This window comes from Lachnoanaerobaculum umeaense, assembly GCF_003589745.1.
GTDB classification, from domain to species: domain Bacteria; phylum Bacillota; class Clostridia; order Lachnospirales; family Lachnospiraceae; genus Lachnoanaerobaculum; species Lachnoanaerobaculum umeaense.
The window spans coordinates 1,594,497-1,612,463 of the sequence record NZ_CP032364.1 but is presented as its reverse complement, the minus strand read 5'-3'; the positions used below and the strand labels follow the sequence as shown (position 1 = coordinate 1,612,463).

22 protein-coding genes and 1 tRNA gene are annotated in these 17,967 nt (G+C 34.0%); 22 read left to right on the top strand and 1 reads right to left on the bottom strand.

Features of this window, described 5'->3' with window-relative positions; genetic code table 11:
• Positions 1 to 356: 356 nt before the first annotated feature.
• From alaS to D4A81_RS07230, 17 genes are all read left to right on the top strand, one after another.
• Complete coding sequence (alaS, locus tag D4A81_RS07310) at positions 357 to 3,014, top strand: alanine--tRNA ligase (protein ID WP_111524525.1); 2,658 nt, start codon at positions 357 to 359, stop codon at positions 3,012 to 3,014.
• Positions 3,015 to 3,027: 13 nt separating this feature from the next.
• A complete protein-coding gene (nagB, locus tag D4A81_RS07305; RefSeq protein WP_111524524.1) occupies positions 3,028 to 3,753 on the top strand; it encodes a glucosamine-6-phosphate deaminase in 726 nt (241 codons plus the stop codon).
• Positions 3,744 to 4,895, top strand: coding sequence for an N-acetylglucosamine-6-phosphate deacetylase (nagA, locus tag D4A81_RS07300; protein WP_111524523.1), 1,152 nt, complete (start codon positions 3,744 to 3,746; stop codon positions 4,893 to 4,895). The genes nagB and nagA overlap by 10 nt, the downstream gene beginning before the upstream one ends.
• 254 nt (positions 4,896 to 5,149) lie before the next feature.
• Positions 5,150 to 5,935 (top strand): GTP-sensing pleiotropic transcriptional regulator CodY, encoded by a 786-nt coding sequence (gene codY, locus D4A81_RS07295; RefSeq protein ID WP_111524522.1) that lies wholly within the window; start codon positions 5,150 to 5,152, stop codon positions 5,933 to 5,935.
• A gap of 50 nt (positions 5,936 to 5,985) precedes the next feature.
• Positions 5,986 to 6,438 (top strand): hypothetical protein, encoded by a 453-nt coding sequence (locus D4A81_RS07290; RefSeq protein ID WP_111524521.1) that lies wholly within the window; start codon positions 5,986 to 5,988, stop codon positions 6,436 to 6,438.
• A gap of 16 nt (positions 6,439 to 6,454) precedes the next feature.
• Positions 6,455 to 6,790, top strand: coding sequence for a hypothetical protein (locus D4A81_RS07285; protein ID WP_111524520.1), 336 nt, complete (start codon positions 6,455 to 6,457; stop codon positions 6,788 to 6,790).
• 17 nt (positions 6,791 to 6,807) lie between these two features.
• The gene (locus tag D4A81_RS07280) at positions 6,808 to 7,659 is read left to right on the top strand and encodes a CbrC family protein (RefSeq protein ID WP_111524519.1); all 852 of its coding nucleotides are present in this window, start codon (positions 6,808 to 6,810) and stop codon (positions 7,657 to 7,659) included.
• Positions 7,660 to 7,713: 54 nt separating this feature from the next.
• Complete coding sequence (locus D4A81_RS07275; protein ID WP_111524518.1) at positions 7,714 to 8,163, top strand: hypothetical protein; 450 nt, start codon at positions 7,714 to 7,716, stop codon at positions 8,161 to 8,163.
• Between the two features lie 15 nt (positions 8,164 to 8,178).
• Positions 8,179 to 8,721 carry a hypothetical protein gene (locus D4A81_RS07270; protein ID WP_111524517.1) on the top strand — a complete coding sequence of 181 codons (543 nt, stop codon included), beginning with the start codon at positions 8,179 to 8,181 and terminating at the stop codon, positions 8,719 to 8,721.
• Between the two features lie 5 nt (positions 8,722 to 8,726).
• Positions 8,727 to 9,584: a DUF2262 domain-containing protein gene (locus D4A81_RS07265; protein ID WP_111524516.1), complete on the top strand. Its 858-nt coding sequence runs from the start codon at positions 8,727 to 8,729 to the stop codon at positions 9,582 to 9,584.
• An 18-nt stretch (positions 9,585 to 9,602) separates the two neighbouring features.
• Complete coding sequence (locus tag D4A81_RS07260; protein ID WP_111524515.1) at positions 9,603 to 10,037, top strand: GNAT family N-acetyltransferase; 435 nt, start codon at positions 9,603 to 9,605, stop codon at positions 10,035 to 10,037.
• 16 nt (positions 10,038 to 10,053) lie between these two features.
• The gene (locus D4A81_RS07255; protein WP_111524514.1) at positions 10,054 to 10,557 is read left to right on the top strand and encodes a YfbM family protein; all 504 of its coding nucleotides are present in this window, start codon (positions 10,054 to 10,056) and stop codon (positions 10,555 to 10,557) included.
• On the top strand, positions 10,535 to 11,095 hold the full coding sequence (locus tag D4A81_RS07250) for a hypothetical protein (RefSeq protein ID WP_111524513.1): 561 nt from the start codon (positions 10,535 to 10,537) through the stop codon (positions 11,093 to 11,095). The genes D4A81_RS07255 and D4A81_RS07250 overlap by 23 nt, the downstream gene beginning before the upstream one ends.
• A gap of 10 nt (positions 11,096 to 11,105) precedes the next feature.
• Positions 11,106 to 11,459: a hypothetical protein gene (locus tag D4A81_RS07245; RefSeq protein ID WP_111524512.1), complete on the top strand. Its 354-nt coding sequence runs from the start codon at positions 11,106 to 11,108 to the stop codon at positions 11,457 to 11,459.
• Positions 11,460 to 11,461: 2 nt separating this feature from the next.
• The gene (locus tag D4A81_RS07240; RefSeq protein ID WP_111524511.1) at positions 11,462 to 11,701 is read left to right on the top strand and encodes a phosphohydrolase; all 240 of its coding nucleotides are present in this window, start codon (positions 11,462 to 11,464) and stop codon (positions 11,699 to 11,701) included.
• 12 nt (positions 11,702 to 11,713) lie between these two features.
• On the top strand, positions 11,714 to 12,205 hold the full coding sequence (locus tag D4A81_RS07235; RefSeq protein ID WP_111524510.1) for an SF0329 family protein: 492 nt from the start codon (positions 11,714 to 11,716) through the stop codon (positions 12,203 to 12,205).
• A gap of 17 nt (positions 12,206 to 12,222) precedes the next feature.
• Positions 12,223 to 12,639, top strand: a complete 417-nt coding sequence (locus tag D4A81_RS07230; RefSeq protein ID WP_111524509.1) for a hypothetical protein — start codon at positions 12,223 to 12,225, stop codon at positions 12,637 to 12,639.
• A gap of 22 nt (positions 12,640 to 12,661) precedes the next feature.
• Here D4A81_RS07230 and D4A81_RS07225 read toward each other — a convergent pair whose 3' ends face one another.
• On the bottom strand, positions 12,662 to 14,020 hold the full coding sequence (locus D4A81_RS07225; RefSeq protein WP_111524508.1) for an MATE family efflux transporter: 1,359 nt from the start codon (positions 14,018 to 14,020) through the stop codon (positions 12,662 to 12,664).
• A 196-nt stretch (positions 14,021 to 14,216) separates the two neighbouring features.
• Between D4A81_RS07225 and D4A81_RS07220 the strand changes: the two genes are divergently transcribed.
• The 5 genes from D4A81_RS07220 to D4A81_RS07200 all read left to right on the top strand — a co-directional run bounded on the left by D4A81_RS07220 (position 14,217) and on the right by D4A81_RS07200 (position 17,965).
• On the top strand, positions 14,217 to 14,948 hold the full coding sequence (locus D4A81_RS07220; protein WP_111524507.1) for a TraX family protein: 732 nt from the start codon (positions 14,217 to 14,219) through the stop codon (positions 14,946 to 14,948).
• 199 nt (positions 14,949 to 15,147) lie between these two features.
• Positions 15,148 to 16,311 (top strand): transglutaminase domain-containing protein, encoded by a 1,164-nt coding sequence (locus tag D4A81_RS07215; protein WP_162902562.1) that lies wholly within the window; start codon positions 15,148 to 15,150, stop codon positions 16,309 to 16,311.
• 65 nt (positions 16,312 to 16,376) lie between these two features.
• Entirely contained in the window at positions 16,377 to 16,901 is a 525-nt protein-coding gene (locus D4A81_RS07210) for a hypothetical protein (protein WP_111524505.1), read from the top strand.
• Positions 16,902 to 16,973: 72 nt separating this feature from the next.
• Positions 16,974 to 17,047, top strand: a tRNA-Arg gene (locus D4A81_RS07205).
• Between the two features lie 63 nt (positions 17,048 to 17,110).
• Positions 17,111 to 17,965, top strand: coding sequence for an energy-coupling factor transporter ATPase (locus D4A81_RS07200; protein WP_111524504.1), 855 nt, complete (start codon positions 17,111 to 17,113; stop codon positions 17,963 to 17,965).
• Positions 17,966 to 17,967: the final 2 nt, after the last annotated feature.

Below are 17,967 nucleotides of genomic sequence, written 5' to 3'. Positions count from 1 at the left end.
ACATTATACCACAGAATATCAACATATACTGCAATATTAAATAAGGCTTTTATAGTATAGAGTTAATACAAATTTACAATAAAGAAGAAACTACCTAAAAAATATTGACTACAGTAAGCAAATTAACCATATCAACATGTACATTGAGTTTTAGCCATTATTGTGATATTATAAAAGCAGTTTTGTCCATAAAATAAAGGGCATTGCCTAAGAATAAGTGAGGTGTATTATGGCTGTTTTGTTGTCATCATTTATAGGAAGTTTAGTTAAGGCTGTTGTATTTGGAATATTGGCTTTTGTGGGTATAAAACTAGGCAAAAAAGTAAGAGATATGAGAAAAGGAAAGTAATAGATATATGAGTAATACAAGTATTAACAGTGAAAAAGGGGTGAACCAAATAAGAAAGAAATTCCTTGACTTTTTTGAGAGCAAGGGACATTTGGTAATGAAGAGTTTTTCTTTGGTTCCTCATAATGATAATTCACTATTATTGATCAATTCAGGTATGGCACCGCTTAAGCCGTACTTTACAGGTCAGGAAATACCGCCAAGAAGAAGAGTATGTACTTGTCAAAAGTGTATTCGTACAGGAGATATTGAGAATGTAGGAAAGACAGCAAGACATGGTACATTCTTTGAGATGCTTGGAAACTTCTCATTTGGAGATTATTTTAAGCATGAGGCTATAGCTTGGACATGGGAGTTCTTGACAGAAGTAGCAGGTCTTGATGCTAATAGACTTTATCCTTCAGTATATTTAGAGGATGATGAGGCATTTGAGATTTGGAATAAAGAGATAGGGATTCCGGCTGATAGAATATTTAAGTTCGGAAAAGAAGATAACTTCTGGGAGCATGGAGAGGGACCTTGTGGACCTTGTTCAGAAGTATACTATGACAGAGGTGAGAAGTATGGCTGTGGTAAGGAAAGCTGTACAGTAGGTTGTGACTGCGACAGATATATGGAAGTATGGAATAATGTATTTTCGCAGTTCAATTCAGACGGCAAGGGTAATTACACAGAGCTTATCCAAAAGAATATAGATACAGGTATGGGACTTGAAAGACTTGCGGTAGCACTTCAGGATGTAGAGTCCATATTTGAGGTTGATACTATAAAGAATCTGCTTGACAGGGTTGCAGATTTGGCAAAGACATCATATAAAGAGGATGCAAAAAAGGATATATCACTACGCCTTATTACAGACCATATCAGATCATGTACATTTATGATTTCAGACGGTATTATGCCAAGTAATGAGGGTAGAGGTTATGTTCTCAGAAGACTTTTAAGAAGAGCCGCAAGACATGGAAGGATGCTTGGAATAAAGGATACTTTTTTAGCTTCTCTTGCAAATACCGCAATAGAGCTTTCAAAGGACGGCTATCCTGAGCTTGAGGAGAAGAAGGAGATGATCCTTAAGGTTCTTACTGAGGAAGAGAATAAATTTGATAAGACTATAGACCAGGGACTTTCAATCCTCGCAGAGATAGAAGAAAACCTTGCTAAGAGTGGTGAAAAGGTAATTTCAGGTGAGGATGCTTTCAGACTCTATGATACATACGGTTTCCCTCTTGATCTTACAAAAGAGATAATAGAGGAAAAAGGTTTCAGTGTAGATGAGGCAGGATTTAATAAGGCTATGGAGGCCCAGAGAAATCAGGCAAGAGCAGCCAGAAAAGCTACAAACTATATGGGAGCTGATGTTACAATATATCAATCGCTTGACCCTAAGCTTACTACAGTATTTGAGGGATATGACAGCCTTATTGATACAGGAAATATAACAGCGCTTACCACAGAAGATGAAATAGTGGAAGCTATTGCAGAAGGAGATCATGGAACTATTATTCTTGATAAGACTTCATTCTATGCTACTATGGGTGGTCAGAATGCAGATATAGGTTTAATAAAGAAAGATGATGCAGTATTTAATGTAGTGGATGTTATCAAGCTTGCAGGTGATAAAATAGGTCATGTAGGATTTGTAAGTCAGGGTATGTTCAGGCTTGGAGATACAGTGGAAACTGTTGTAGATCCAGATAATAGAAAGAAGACAGCAGCTAATCACTCTGCAACTCACCTTTTACATAAAGCACTTAGAGAGGTGCTTGGAAACCATGTAGAGCAGGCAGGAAGCTATGTAGCAGCGGACAGACTCAGATTTGACTTTACACATTTTAAGAGTCTTTCAAGAGAAGAGATTGCAGCGGTAGAGGCACTTGTAAATACAGAGGTAAATAAAGCTCTTCCGGTAGTTACAGATGTGATGAATGTGGAAGAGGCTAAAAAGAGTGGTGCTATGGCACTCTTTGGTGAGAAATATCAGGGTGATGTAAGAGTCGTAAGCATGGGAGATTTCTCAAAGGAACTTTGCGGTGGTACTCATGTACATAATACATCAGATATCAAGCTTTTTAAGGTGCTGTCTGAGAATGGTATTGCAGCAGGTGTAAGAAGAATAGAAGCTCTTACAGGTGATGGGGTTATCGAATTCTATCAGGAAATCGAAAGCAGAATGCAAAGAATAGCTGAGCTATTAAAAACAGGTGAATCTGATCTTATTACAAAGACTGAGAGCTTGCTTGATGAGATGAAAGCTCTCAAATCTGAGAATGAGAAGCTTAAGGCAAAGCTTGCAAGTGAGGCACTTGGAGATAGTGCTGAAAATATTGAAACAATAAATGGTATCAAGTTTATTGCAATGCAGGTAAGCGGTGTTGAGATGAATGAGCTTAGAAATCTTGGAGATAAATTAAGAAATGATGTGGATGACGGTATGGTCGTACTTGCATCAGATGTTGACGGTAAGGTAAATCTTTTATGTATGGCAGGTGACAATGCTCTTAAGGCAGGAGCACATGCCGGAAATATCATCAAAGCTATTGCTACACTTGTAGGTGGAGGTGGAGGCGGTAGACCAAATATCGCTCAAGCAGGGGGAAAGAATCCGGCAGGTATCAAAGACGCTCTTGAGAAAGCAAAAGAAGAATTTAAATCACAGTTAGCATAGGGGGGAAAATATTATGCGAATTTTATGTGCAAAAGATTATAAAGAAATGAGTGAAATGGCAGCAGACATAATAGGTGCAGAGATACTTTTAAAGCCTGATGCTGTACTTGGACTTGCTACGGGTTCAACACCAATAGGAACTTATGAGGAACTTGTAAGAAGATATGAGGCAGGCAGACTTGATTTTAGCGAAATAAAGACTGTAAACCTGGACGAGTACAGAGGACTTACAAAGGAAAATGATCAGAGTTATTATTATTTTATGCACTCACATCTTTTTGATCATGTTAATATAGATAAAAATAATACGAATGTACCTGATGGTATGGAGCCGGATGCAGTAAAAGCCGGACAGGACTATGAGAATATTATAAAAAATTATGGTGGAATAGATTTACAGCTTTTGGGCCTTGGAAATAATGGACATATAGGTTTCAATGAGCCATGTGATGAGTTCATTGATGAAACTCATGTAGTAGATTTGACACAGAGTACAATAGAGGCTAACAAGAGATTCTTTGCAAGTATAGATGATGTACCAAAACAGGCATATACTATGGGCATTGGAAGTATTATGAGAGCAAAACGTGTACTTATGGTAGTAAATGGTAAGGGAAAGGCTGAAATAGTAAAAGAAGCATTCTTTGGACCTATCACACCGAAAGTGCCTGCATCAATACTTCAATTACATAATGACTTTATCCTCATCGTTGATGTGGAGGCTTTATCATGCTTATAAAAAATGCTATTGTATTTGATGCTGATAGGGTATTTAGAAATAGAGAGATAAATATTTCAGGAGAAAAGTTTGTAGAATCATCATTTATGAATATAGGATTTACATCTGAAGAAGACAAAAAGCATGTGGATGCCACGGGGCTTTATGCTATACCCGGACTTGTAGATATACATTTCCATGGTTGTATGGGTGATGATTTTTGTGATGCAAAGGAAGATACAATAAAGAATATAGCTGAGTATGAGGCTAAAGTAGGTGTAACAAGTATTTGTCCGGCTACAATGACTATTTCTAAAGATGATCTAAAAGAAATTATGAAAAAAGCTGCTGAGTATACCGGTGATACAGGTTCCAAGCTTGTGGGTATAAATATGGAAGGACCTTTTATAAGTGAAGCTAAAAAAGGTGCTCAGTCATCAAAATATATTTTAAACTCTGATGTAGATTTCTTTAATGAATTAAATGAGCTGTCAGGAAATCTTATTAAGCTTGTAGATATCGCTCCCGAGGGAGATGGCGCTATGGATTTCATAGCAGGTGTTAAAGATAAAGTTGTAGTGTCTATTGCACATACTATGGCTAACTATGATATAGCATCCAAGGCCTTTGAAGAGGGGGCATCTCATGTTACTCATTTATATAATGCTATGCCACCTTTTACACATAGAGAACCCGGAGTAATAGGTGCAGCTATTGACAATGATAGAGTGTGTGTAGAACTTATTTGCGACGGTATTCACATTCACCCGGCAGTTGTGAGGGCTACATTCAAGATGTTTGGAAATGAGAGAGTCATACTGATAAGCGACAGTATGAGAGCCTGTGGACTTAGTGACGGAGAGTATACACTTGGTGGTCAGAAAGTATTTGTCACCGGAAGAAAGGCTGTTCTTGATGATGGAACTATTGCCGGTTCTGTTACAAACCTTTTTGAATGTATGAAGAGAGCGGTACAAGATATGCATATTAGACTTGAGGATGCTGTAGCGGCAGCTACTATAAATCCGGCAAAACAGATTGGAATATATGATAAAGTTGGAAGCATTGAAGACGGAAAGTATGCAGATTTGGTTCTAATGGACAAGTCATTAAATATAAAAGCTGTATATGTACATGGTAAAGAAATATTTAGTGAATTATAAATTGTGCAAGGCGAAGTAAAAACTTCGCCTTTTTAAATTATGTTATCAGAATATATACAATTTATCTAATATTATTCAGATATTTTAAAGAAAGTACTAAAGTGAAATAATGTATCATTTGGTTTTGATAGGATTAGATAAGCAAATAATATTAATTATTACATAAAAAAGTTGTACATTTGTTTGAATTGTGCTAAAATTTAAGTGTGAGCTTTATTGAAAATACATTGTTTTCTAAGGGGAGGTTTTCTTGAATGAGTGTACAATTATTGGATAAGACTAGAAAGATTAACAAGTTATTACACAATAATAATTCACAAAAAGTTGTATTTAATGATATATGTGATGTATTATCAGAAATACTCGAAGCAAATAGTCTTGTTATTAGTAAAAAGGGAAAGGTATTAGGAGTTGGAACACATAAGGGTACATCTGAGATTACAGAATTGATTGCTGATAAAGTCGGAGGACTGATAGATGAAATGCTCAATGAAAGACTACTCTCAATATTGTCCACAAAAGAAAATGTTAATCTTGCAACACTTGGATTTGACGAAGAATATGTCAATAGGTTTCAAGCTATTATAAGCCCTATTGATATTGCCGGTTCAAGACTTGGCACTGTATTCATCTACAAAGAGGAAAATGGCTTTGATATCGATGACATAATATTGAGTGAATATGGTACGACAGTGGTAGGACTGGAAATGATGAGAAGTGTAAATGAGGAGAATGCAGAGGAAAATAGAAAGATAGCTATTGTAAAGTCTGCAATATCTACATTAAGCTTTTCAGAACTAGAAGCTATAATACATATCTTTGAAGAGCTGAAAGGTAGTGAAGGTGTGCTTGTAGCAAGTAAGATAGCTGACAGAGTTGGAATCACCAGATCGGTGATAGTAAATGCACTAAGAAAATTTGAAAGTGCAGGTGTAATAGAAAGCAGGTCATCCGGTATGAAAGGTACTTACATCAAGGTAATAAATGATGTAGTATTTGCAGAACTGGAAGAGATTAAAAAGGATCAAGGTATTAATTAAAGTAAGCATATAAGGGACCGGCAAAGCCGGTTCTTTTTTGGAGGTATAAAATGCTGAAGATAGGTGAAAAGTACCGTTTTGAAGATGATTTAAGTGACAGACAGAGTTGCCTTATATTTGATAAAGATAACGGTGCATGGTCTGTAGATATAGGGTTTAAAGATGGGAACTTTCGTGGTGAATTAACAGCTCCGTCTATTTGTATAAACAGTATAGATTCAAACAAAAGCAGTGTAAAAGATCTTGTAGGAGAAACTTTTAGTGTAAATACATTGGAAGAATGTGATGAAAGAGAAGATACATTTTATATTTATGAGTCGGAACCTATGGTCTCATATAGGCTTGAAATTATAGAGATAAAAGATGATAATGCTCATATAAGATGCACCGGAGTATTGATTGTTGACGGTTATGCCGACCCTATTGAAAAAGAATATTTTGAAATTGACAGTCTGATACCGATAATAGAATCAGTGGATGATTGGAAAAAGTTCGAGCTATAAAATATGAGGTAATACCATGGATAATATAAATTTTAAACTTCCAAAAATATATGAAAAGTTTTTAAAGGAAATAAGAGGGAGTGAAGGATTTGCAATAGAAGATACAGGTGTGATACTTTATGAAGAGGAAGATTTGCCGGAAAGAAATCTGACATATGAGGTTTTTGAATATGAGCCTGATTTTTTCATGATCGGTCAGGACGGAGATTTGGCTTTCTTTATAAAACAGAACTCGGATGATACTATATATAAAAATGATTTGGGAGCACTAGGATCATGTGAAATGGAAGAGGTATCTAAAGATATATATAAATTTATAGAGTTTGTAAAAGAACACTATGACACTCTTTGATTATATAAGGATGAAATATGAACGAATTTTCAAAAGAATATATCAGATTAAAAGAAAACTTCATAAAACAAAATGAGAGTAGTGAAAGTGTATTGGCACTGTATGAATTTGCAGATAGATTGTCAAAGCATACTGAAAAAGAAGCTATAGAAGTACTGGTTGATGTCTATCAACTGCTTTATAAGATGGAAAGTGCATATAAACTGTATGAAAATATATATGATAAATCTGACAGAAAAAAGATTAAAAAGTTTTTAAGTTTAAAAGATTTAAATGAGAGTCATGGTGACAGATTTGCAACACCAAGGCCGCTAAATAAAGAGGAAAGGCTAAAAAGGGAAGAACGTAAAAAATTATTGCCGAAATTCAGATATCATCCTGATCCTTTGGAGACAGGTTCATTTATAGAAGGTGAAGCAAAGATATGTCCTTGTTGCGGTAAAGAAAGTAACACTTACTATGTAAAAAGGCCATATGCTGTAGATGATTTGGATTATCTTTGTCCTGTATGTATTTCAAACGGAGAAGCCGCAAAGAAATATGATGCCGATTTTATTCAGGATGTTGATGATGACTTTGTACCGGATAAGGAAAAGAGAGACGAACTCTTTTATAGAACACCGGGGTATTTGAGCTGGCAGGGTGAGTATTGGCTTTATTGTTGTAATGATTACTGTGCATATCTTGGCAGCGTAGGAACAAAAGAATTAAAAGAAATGGGAATTGCAGAAGAAGTATTTGAAGAGTACAATAAACGAAACGAGTTTAATGATATAGAAGAATATCTTGAGAAAGACGGATCAATTTGCGGATATTTATTTAGATGTTTACACTGTGGAAAATATCATTTGTGGGTGGATGTCGACTGATATTTTTGATCGTGAGATTAGAGCAGATTTAATATCATAAAAGGAATAATCAAAATGGAAAATTTAGAGATTTTTGAAAATGCCTGTAATTACTTTTCGGATAATATCGTCAAATTTAAGGATATATTGACAGAAAAGGTAGATGCACTGAAGGATAAGGAATGGGTATTTGATAAGGGCAGTACAAAAGTATTTAAGGCTGATGAAACCGGAAGAAAGAAAAGGTGCAAGGTCAGTATCGGATATTGTCTAAAGGTGGAAATTACAAAAGCTGATGCACTAACCGTTTGGGATGAATTTAATATGTTTTTCAAGGAAACATATGTAGCAGATATTGAAAGAATTTCAAATAATGAAGAACTGGGAAGATATGAGTTTATTGCAAAAAATACTTTAGGTGATGAAGTCAGATGCAGCATCTATCTTGCAAATGAATGGAATATAGCTCAGATTTGTATTTTAGGATATGTTTCCGGAAGATATAAAAAAACTGATTATAAATAGGAGTAAAAGAAAAATATGGATTGGGGTAATATGCGAACCGGACTTGAGGCATTATATTTTCTTGACAATGCCTTGACTGACCCATCTGAGGAATACCTTAGAATAATTGATAAAGATGAAAATGAAACTTATTTAAAGTATATTGTTGATAACGGCTCCGGCGATACTCTCAATGTCATTTTTACAGAAGATATAATCCTAATAAAGGGATTTTCACATGAAAGCAGTTTGAGTCAGTTTGCTAAGAAAGAATTTGACAGAAGTATTATACAAAAGATATATGACGGTGTTGATGAAAAATATATTTCGCTCTTTGATGAATGGGAAATAGATGAAACAACATTTTTCATTTGGTATGACGGGAAAATTCATCAAAATAAATTGTCTGATGATGACGGAAGCAAATGGATGATGGGATATATATGTGAAACATATGATGACTTCAAGGAGTTTGTAACAGACTATTATGAAATAGATTTTGATGAAAATTTGCTTGAAAAGTTATATACTGACGGTAAGCTTGATGAGAATGAATTATCACAGCTTATAGGGGGTTGACCTTAATGGAACTCATTGATTATATGAGAAAAAGAAATCAAATGACTAAGAACGAATGGGAAAACTCTTTTGAAGAAGAAGAGCAGGAAATACTTGTACTTAGACATGAAGGTGATGTTACAAGTAAGAGAAACGGATTTTGGGAAGTAGCAATTTGCTGCCTGGGCTATATAGATTGTGAAACAGGAGGGCTACATAAAGAAGAATGTAGATTTGTATTTGCAGCAAGTGAAAAAGAGTATGAAAATCATTTGATACCGGAATTTGATAAAGAAACAGTTTATCATTTAAAGGTGCGTGAGAAATTACCTGAGGAATTGCCGGAGATTATGATAAAAAGAATTGATTTTCTTTTAGTGGATGTAATAGAAAAAAATTTACAAAGTCCGGAACTTGAAGAAATTCTTGCAGAGTACAAAAAGCCTATAATCATAGAGGATGATATATTGGGTGAGCTTTTGTATGATAAAACTATAAACAGCTTTGAGGGGCATATTCCTTGGCTTGATAAAAAAATTGATATTTCTTTGGATGTTGATAAAGACAACAAATCGGGAATCACAAAGGCAAGAAAAGCTATGAAAGAATTGTACTTAAGTGATGAAAAATGGGATGCTAATATGAGAAAATTTGCAGCAGAAAATCTTATAGATCTTGCAAGAGATTGGTGTGAATCCGAGGAGGAAGCCGCAAAAATTACAGAAGAGAGCTTTGCCGAGAGAATAGGCATTGAGACAATTTCTATTACATCCGGCGGTTTATTTAGTGCATATTTTAGAGATGATGATATTTTTGCAGGACATTGTATTATTGTGAACGGAAGCTTGAAAAAGGGTATTCAGTATGCAAGAATGGGCGGTTGAGAGGATAGTTTAACATATATGATAAGAGAAATTAATATATCAGATGCACAAGAAATACAAAAAATATGCAAAGTTGCCTTAGGTTATGATGTTGATATAAGCACAGTAAGGAATCAAATAAATAAATTATCTTGCGATAACAAACATCATATTATTGCGGTATATGAAGATGATAATATACATAAAGTTATCGGATTTGTTCATGCCCAAGTGTATGAAAGCGTGTATAGCGATCCCGGACTTAATATATTAGGATTGGCTGTTGATCCACAATTTCAGGGCAATGGAGTCGGCAAAAAGTTAATGTGCTGTATTGAAAAATATGCTATGGATAACAATATGGCTTTTATCAGATTGAATTCAGCAAATTATCGTTTGGAAGCACATAAATTTTATGAGAATATAGGATATACATCGGATAAACTACAAAAAAGATTTATAAAAATATTTTAATTTTAAGGAGAGTAAAATGGGACTTAGAGCAAATTATCAGTATTTAAGTGATAAGGATTTGGTAGCACTTAAAAAATTTGACAATGAGGATGATATTTTTGAAACAGTGGAAGATTGGAATGATGAGGCCGAAATACTTCTTGATATAGATAAGAACTGGGATCTTCTTCACTATATGCTGACAGGAGTAAGTGCGTCAGACCCTATATGGGAAGATCCACTTAGTGAAGCTGTAGTAGGTGTGACTTCTATAGAAAAAATAGAAGATTTTATAGCCTATATAAATAAGGATAGAGTTTCCGATATATTAAAAGCACTTGAAGACTTTGATATGGAAAGTGCCTTAGAAAGCTTTAGCTTGGAAGAAGGTAAAGAAGCGGAACTTTATCCGGATATTTGGGATTATGACGATGAGGAAGAAGAAATAAAAGAAGATCTTCTTGATTGTTTTGAAAGAATGAAGGAGTTCTATAAGGAAATTTTGGAGGCGGACGGAAATGTCTTGGTTACAATCTATTAAGGATTTGAGATATTTATTGTTTTTTCTTGTACCTGTGGGAATATATCTGATGGTTATCAGCATTAGAAAGATAACTGCATTTGCCAAGGCTAAGATGATATATGAAATTCCTGTCAGTTCTATAGACGGAAGCTTTACACTTGAGGATGGCGGTAAATATGATATATGGCTTTCAGGAAAAAAGTATTCAGTATCTCCTATATATAATTTAGATATTAAACTTAAAAATAATGCTACAGGAAATTTTGTACAATTATATCCGGATTTTTTTAGGACTACGACAAGCAGTATTAAGGATTTCAGAGTTAAGCTGTCTACATTTGATGCGGATAGAGGAAGCTATAATATCTCATTAACGGACAGTGTAGAAGAAAGGGAGAATATTATAAATAACAGGGTTATTGATTATAAGAAGTTCTCCATACAGATTCGTGAGAATGTTAAGACCGCAACTATATTCGTGGGTGTTTGGGGTATTATACTTGGATTTATGGCTATTCATGTCGGATTGGCATTTTCTATTTTATATAAATTTTAAGGAGAATAGTATGCAAATAAAAGTCTATATGGGCAGGAGCAGTGTTTGTATGGGAGATGATGTTAATGCACCTAATCCTGATACATTTATTTTGCCGGATACCTTGGCAGAGTTTGTAAATATTGTGTATGATAAGTTGCCTTTTGGAAGGTGGGATTGCTATTTGGGAAAATATATAAAGACCGATTCACCTGATTCAGGGCTTGAGGACGGAATATTGGTTTGGAAAATAAAATCCGGAGAGAGTGCACCGATAGTTGCAAGGTGTTATGATGAAAATGGAAATGTTATAATAAAGCATGATGATAACTGGCATGAAGAGATTGTAAACTACCCATATTTATATTTTTATAAGAGGGACTAGTAATGAAAACAGGCAATACATATATTGTCAGAAAGAGTATTTTTAACTTTAAGGTTGGTCAGATATTGACTCTAATAAGATACGGCTACCAAGCTTACTTTGGTGAGTATAATTTTGTGTTTGCAGATATGGAAAATAAAAATATTTGTGTGGTTCTAAGAGGCGATGATGAAGAGGATATGAAAATATATCATAATTTAAATGAATATTTTGAGGAGCTTTATGATAACACGAATTTATAGTTTGGAGGGAATATGTCAAGTTGGAGCGGTATTAGAAAAAGAATGGAAAGCGAATATCTGGCGGAAAGTTTAAAGGGAGATATCAGCTATTTTGCGACATCTTATAGCAGATCCTCGGATCATGAGGGCAGGGCAGCTATAAGATATAAAGGTAAAGAGATTATAAAGGGTTGTTATTATCATAATTGGACAAAAGCGGAGTCATTTCCCAAAGATGAAAAATATGAAAGACGTATGAGCGAAGAGTTTGCATTTATGGACGATACCGCCATAAAGCTTGGAGTGTTCGATCAAACATGTTTTTATAAGGCATTTGATGAGTTTGATAATCAGAGCATTGAAAAGAGTTTGTATAGCGATAATTTACTCGTGAGGATATTTGCTGTTTTGGATAGAAGAGTCGGAAAAAGGAAACTTATATCCATGAAAGAAAGTGTAGAAAATGAACCTGATTCAATTAAAGAGTTCTTTGCCATTCGAATGAATGCGGAGGGGATAGTATAGACTTTGAAAGGAAATATATGGATTTTATAATAGCCGAAGAAGGTGTACCTGTAAGTGTAGGTTGTTACGGGGCAACAATTGCTTATTTTGGAAGTGAGATTGAATTAAACTATGAGACTGAGCCACCGATGGGGGATTTTATTTTCTCTGCAAAGCTTCCACTGTTAGATAGAGAACTACCATTTTGGATGTATGGAAGAAATCTTGTATTCTTAGACGCATATTATGTAATTGTAGAGAGTGTTAAAAAGAAAACATGGGATCCAATAACTACTTTAATCGTTGATATTCACAGAGGAAAATATGCAAGTCTTAATCATTGGTATACCGATATATCTGTGGAAGATGAAGTTATACTTAAAAACAGGTATGACAAAAGTGTACTTACATTAAAGAGCGTAGACGGATTGGAATGGATACAATTATATTTATAAGGGGCGATTATCGCCCCTTATTTTAAAAATCTCTTGTAATATTTTTCAGCCATTTATAGCTCTTATAATGCTTATATACAGAAGGAATCTTTACAAACTCATCAGTACAAATAAGGAAATATACCCACATTGGCGGAAGCTTAAGAACAAAAGCCGATATAAAGCCAAGCGGAACAGCATATCCCCACATATCTATTATGTCGCAGAAAAATCCCCATTTGGAATCACCACCTGATCTGAACACTCCGCAAATCATTGAGGTATTGAATGCCTGACCTACTATATAATACATATTTATAAAAAGCATTATACTAAGGTACGCTTGTGCGGTAGTGGTTAAAGTAGCCATAGAAAAAAATACCGGTCTTAAGAGAAAAATAACTATACCTCCAATGATTGCAGACATACAAGTTATTTTCACAAAATGTGAAGAATCTGATTTTATAGTATCGGTGTTTCCTGAACCTATTGATTTACCAAGAATTATAGCACCTGCATCAGCTATACCAAAACAGGCAACAGTTCCAAGGTTTCTTGCAACTATAACAACAGCATTTGCAGCCACTATATCACCACCAAGATGTCCCATAATTACTGAGTACATAGAAAAGGCTATTCCCCAAACTATTTCATTGCCGAAAGCAGGTAGTGAATATTTTAAGAAGTCAAAAAACAATATTTTATTTACCTCTAAAATATTTTTCATATGAAAGTGAATGGATTTAGGTATAAGGTTATCAATAACACATATTGTAAATTCTATGCCTCTTGCAATTACAGTTGCCAGTGCAACACCAACTATTCCAAGTTTTGGAGCTCCCATAAGTCCAAAAATAAAAACAGCATTTAAAATAATATTTAAAATAAGTGCAATCGCATTTGCAACAGTGGAGAAATGAACTCTTTCTATACTTCGCATTGCACACAGGTATACTTGTGAAAAACTCATAAAAAGATAAGAGAAGCTTACCATTCTAAGATATGGTATACCGGCAAGAATTAAATTGCTATCATTTGTAAAAATTTGCATTAAAATATTTGGAAAAAAGAAAGCTAATATAAAGAAGACAACGGATATCGATACCGATAGCTGCATACCTATGCCCATTATATGTTCAATAGTTTTAGTATCTTTTTTACCCCAGTATTGTGCGGCAAGCATGATAACACCGGATGAAATACCGGTATATACCAGATTTAATATAAACATGATCTGATTTGCTAGAGATCCTGCTGCCAGTGCATTTTGTCCAACAAATCCAAGCATTATAACATCTGCTGAATTGACTGCAGTAGTAACAATATTTTGTAAAACTATAGGAATGGCAAGTCTTAGTATATCTTTATTAAAAGACTGGCTGCCCTTGGTAGCGGTATACATATAAATCCTCCATTATTCTAAATATATTATAGCAAGTATTTAGAGTGATTGTACTATTATAGGGGTAGTAGAAATACAAGTCAAATGATTACAAAAAATAAGTTAAAATTCATTTTATAGAATATTCATTTAACTATGCTATAATAGTGATTAAATAATGTAAAATTTAATTAAAGTATAAATATATGGGGAGATTATGGAAAAGATAAAGCGATTTGAAGTAGAGAAATTAAAGAAAATTCAAATATTTACAGGAGCACAGCTAAAATATATAGCATTTCTTTCTATGCTCATAGATCATGTTAACAATGCCATTGTTACACCTTTGCTGGATGGCGGAGGATTTTTATTGTATTTGTCAAATATATTTTCAATTTTGGGAAGGATTGCTTTCCCTATTTTTGTGTTTTTTATAGTGGAAGGCTTCTTCAAAACAAAAGACAGAAGAAAGTATTTGCTTACATTGATGCTCTTTGGAGTAATATCGGAAGTACCATTTGATATGTTTACATCAAAGACCTTTTTTAATCTATATTGGAATAATATGATGTTTACTTTAGCTCTTTGCCTTGTCACAATATGGATAATAGACATTATTAAGAGAAAGATTACTAATAAAGCTTTGTGGTATATAACTTCAATAATCATTGTAATCCTTTTTTGTTTAGTAGCTATGGGGCTTAGTCTTGATTATGATTATCATGCTATATTAGCGGCTTATATCTTTTACATATTTTATGATAAACCTTTAATTGGAGCAGGTCTTGGATATCTGTCAATTATAAAGGAGCTTTACTCTATCTTGGGCTTTGCTATGACAATAGGATATAATGGGAAAAGAGGTAGACAGTACAAGTATCTAAACTATCTATTTTATCCGGTTCATATACTTATATTGGGAATATTGCGTTTTTATTTTAATATTTAGTTTGTGAAGTAAGTTACTGTGTAATATTTATTTCAAACTTTAGTTATACTCTAAAACCTTTGTAAATAAAGCTTTTTTATAAAATTACACTAAAATTACACATGGGAAATGTAATAGAAGGGTATTCTATTTTAGTATTAGAAAGGTTAAAATAATGACAAGATATTTTGCTCTGAGCAAGAGAAGGAGGGTGTATATTATGAGTGTAAGAAAAGAAAAAAACTCAATGAGGCTTTTGAAAAGAGTGGCAGCATTATCATTTGCGTTTTTGTTAAGTGCGGGAGGGTTGTTTACATCATTAGCTAATACAGGTCCGGGAGTGGAACAAATTCGCTTAGAAACAAATACAACAGTGATTAATGAGGAATCAAAATCTACGGATGCAAAACAGGCTGCCTATGATACAAATATTGATTACAGAGTAGAAATGAATAGTTCTGAAAGATATCCTAAGAGTATATGTATCAAGGGAAAGATGCTTATTGTAGAAAAAATACCTGTGATACCAATATACAATTATATTTGGCTTATACTAAAAGATAGTAACGGTAAAGAGGTATATAGTAGTACAAGTAGTAATACTAACGGAAATATAAGCTTTTATTTAGATAAAATATCTGAGGGAAAGTACTCTGTGAATTTATACTCATCTTCTGATAAATATGGTACATATAAATCATTGGTATATGGAAATGATATTGAAATCTTATTTAAAGATGGAAAGTTAAGTCTTGTACCATATCCATATTTTGATCATAATATGGCTGTAGTAAATAATAAAAGAACAGATGAAAAGGCTTTGGCATATTATAGACAGCCATCTTACAATATTCAAAGTGACAATCAGGAAATAATAGATTTGGCAAATAGTATTACAAGTGGAATTACTAATGACTATGATAAGGCAGTAGCAATACATGACTGGGTATGCAATAATATTTATTATGATTGGGATAGATATTCAAGTAAAAATTATACTGGAATGGATACTTCAGCACTTGGAACATTGCATTCAAAAAGAAGTGTTTGTGACGGATATGCAAACCTGACAGCGGCACTATTAAGGGCAGCCGGAGTTCCGGTAAAAAAAAATTCCGGATTTGCTTTGGGTGTATCAAATGATTATTGGCCTGAAAACTATGATCCGAATAAGGATACCAATCATGCCTGGAATGAGTTTTGGGCAAATGGAAGATGGGTAATACTTGATACAACCTGGGATAGTGATAATGCATGGAGAAACGGAGGTATTGAAAAAAATACCGGATTAAGAGGATATCACTATTTTGATATAAATGTGGGATTACTCTCAGCAGACCATGTAATAAAGGATTATAATGAGGCGGATGTTCCACAGCCATAAAAAGCGGTAATGACTTACAATACAGTAGTGTGATGTCTTTGATTAATATTATAAAGGAATGTTATATGATAAAAATAATTGATGATATAAATTTTATGCCTGATATGAAAAAAAGTATCCACTATATTTCATGGACTCCATACCATATTATGAGTATTTCGGATTATGCATCATTGTCATTTGTTTATGCAATAGTATATACTAATTTGCCTGATTTAAATACTGATGAACTTTTTAGAAAAGTTGATATATCAGGCGAAGTGTGTACCTTATATCCTAGGGCTAATATTACAATTATACCTACATATAGAGCAGAATATTCGGATGAAGAGATATACAGATATTTTCATGATGCCATGAAAGCACAGCATATGTATATAAATGCTGATAATATCATATTTGATATGAGATTTTATCGCTATTTTAATCCACATACAGATAGTTACGATAATTTAGAATATCTTAATATGTTAGATTATAATCTTAAACTATATAAAAATGTGTATGTGATTTACACAGGAAATGAGAAAGAGCTTTTTGATTTAGCAAGCAAAGAAGAAATAGATGCATTAAGACTACATAAAAAATAGAGGATTAATCACTCCGACATAAAAACTCTATTGACAAATATACACCATTGCTGTAGAATACATACTTGCAATGTGTGTGTAGCTCAGCTGGATAGAGCACTTGGCTACGGACCAAGGTGTCGGGAGTTCGAATCTTCTCACGCACGTTATTAGAGCCTCAGCAACCTTGCTGAGGTTTTTGTTTTATTAAGAGCAAGTAAAAGGAAAATATGGGAATAGTAAAAGCAACAAAGCTTATATTTGAGTATATAACAAGAGATGAAGAAGATAATGTAGAGGATGTAAAAAGAGCTATCAATGATTTGAATATTGATATTACTCAGGGAGATTTTGTAGCTGTTTTGGGGCATAATGGCTCAGGTAAATCTACATTTGCAAAACATTTAAATGGTATACTTTTGCCAACTGAAGGAACTGTATTTATTTCAGATTTGAATACAGCAAATGATGAAACTCTTCTTGATTTGCGAAAGATGGTAGGAATGGTATTCCAAAATCCTGACAATCAAATCATTGGCAATGTAGTAGAGGAAGATGTAGCGTTTGGTCCGGAAAATATCGGTATTCCGACAGACGATATGTGGAAGAGAGTAGATAATGCTTTGGAAGCAGTAGGAATGACCGCTTATAGATATAAATCTCCAAACAAACTTTCAGGCGGACAAAAGCAAAGAGTAGCAATAGCCGGCATTATGGCAATGAAGCCAAAATGTATAGTACTTGATGAGCCGACAGCAATGCTTGATCCAAATGGTAGAAAAGAAGTTATAAAGACAGTACTTGAATTAAATAAAAAAGAAAATATCACAGTGATACTTATTACTCACTATATGGAGGAAGTAGTTGAAGCTGACAGAGTTATAGTTATGGATGAGGGTAAAATTGTGATGGACGGTGCACCTAAAGATGTATTTTCACATGTAGAGGAACTTAAAAAACTTAGATTGGATGTACCAAGCACAACAGAACTGGCGTATGAGCTTAAACAATCAGGAATTGATCTGCCTGATGGCATACTGACATTGGATGAGCTGGTAGACAATCTTTTGCCGATATTAAAATAGAA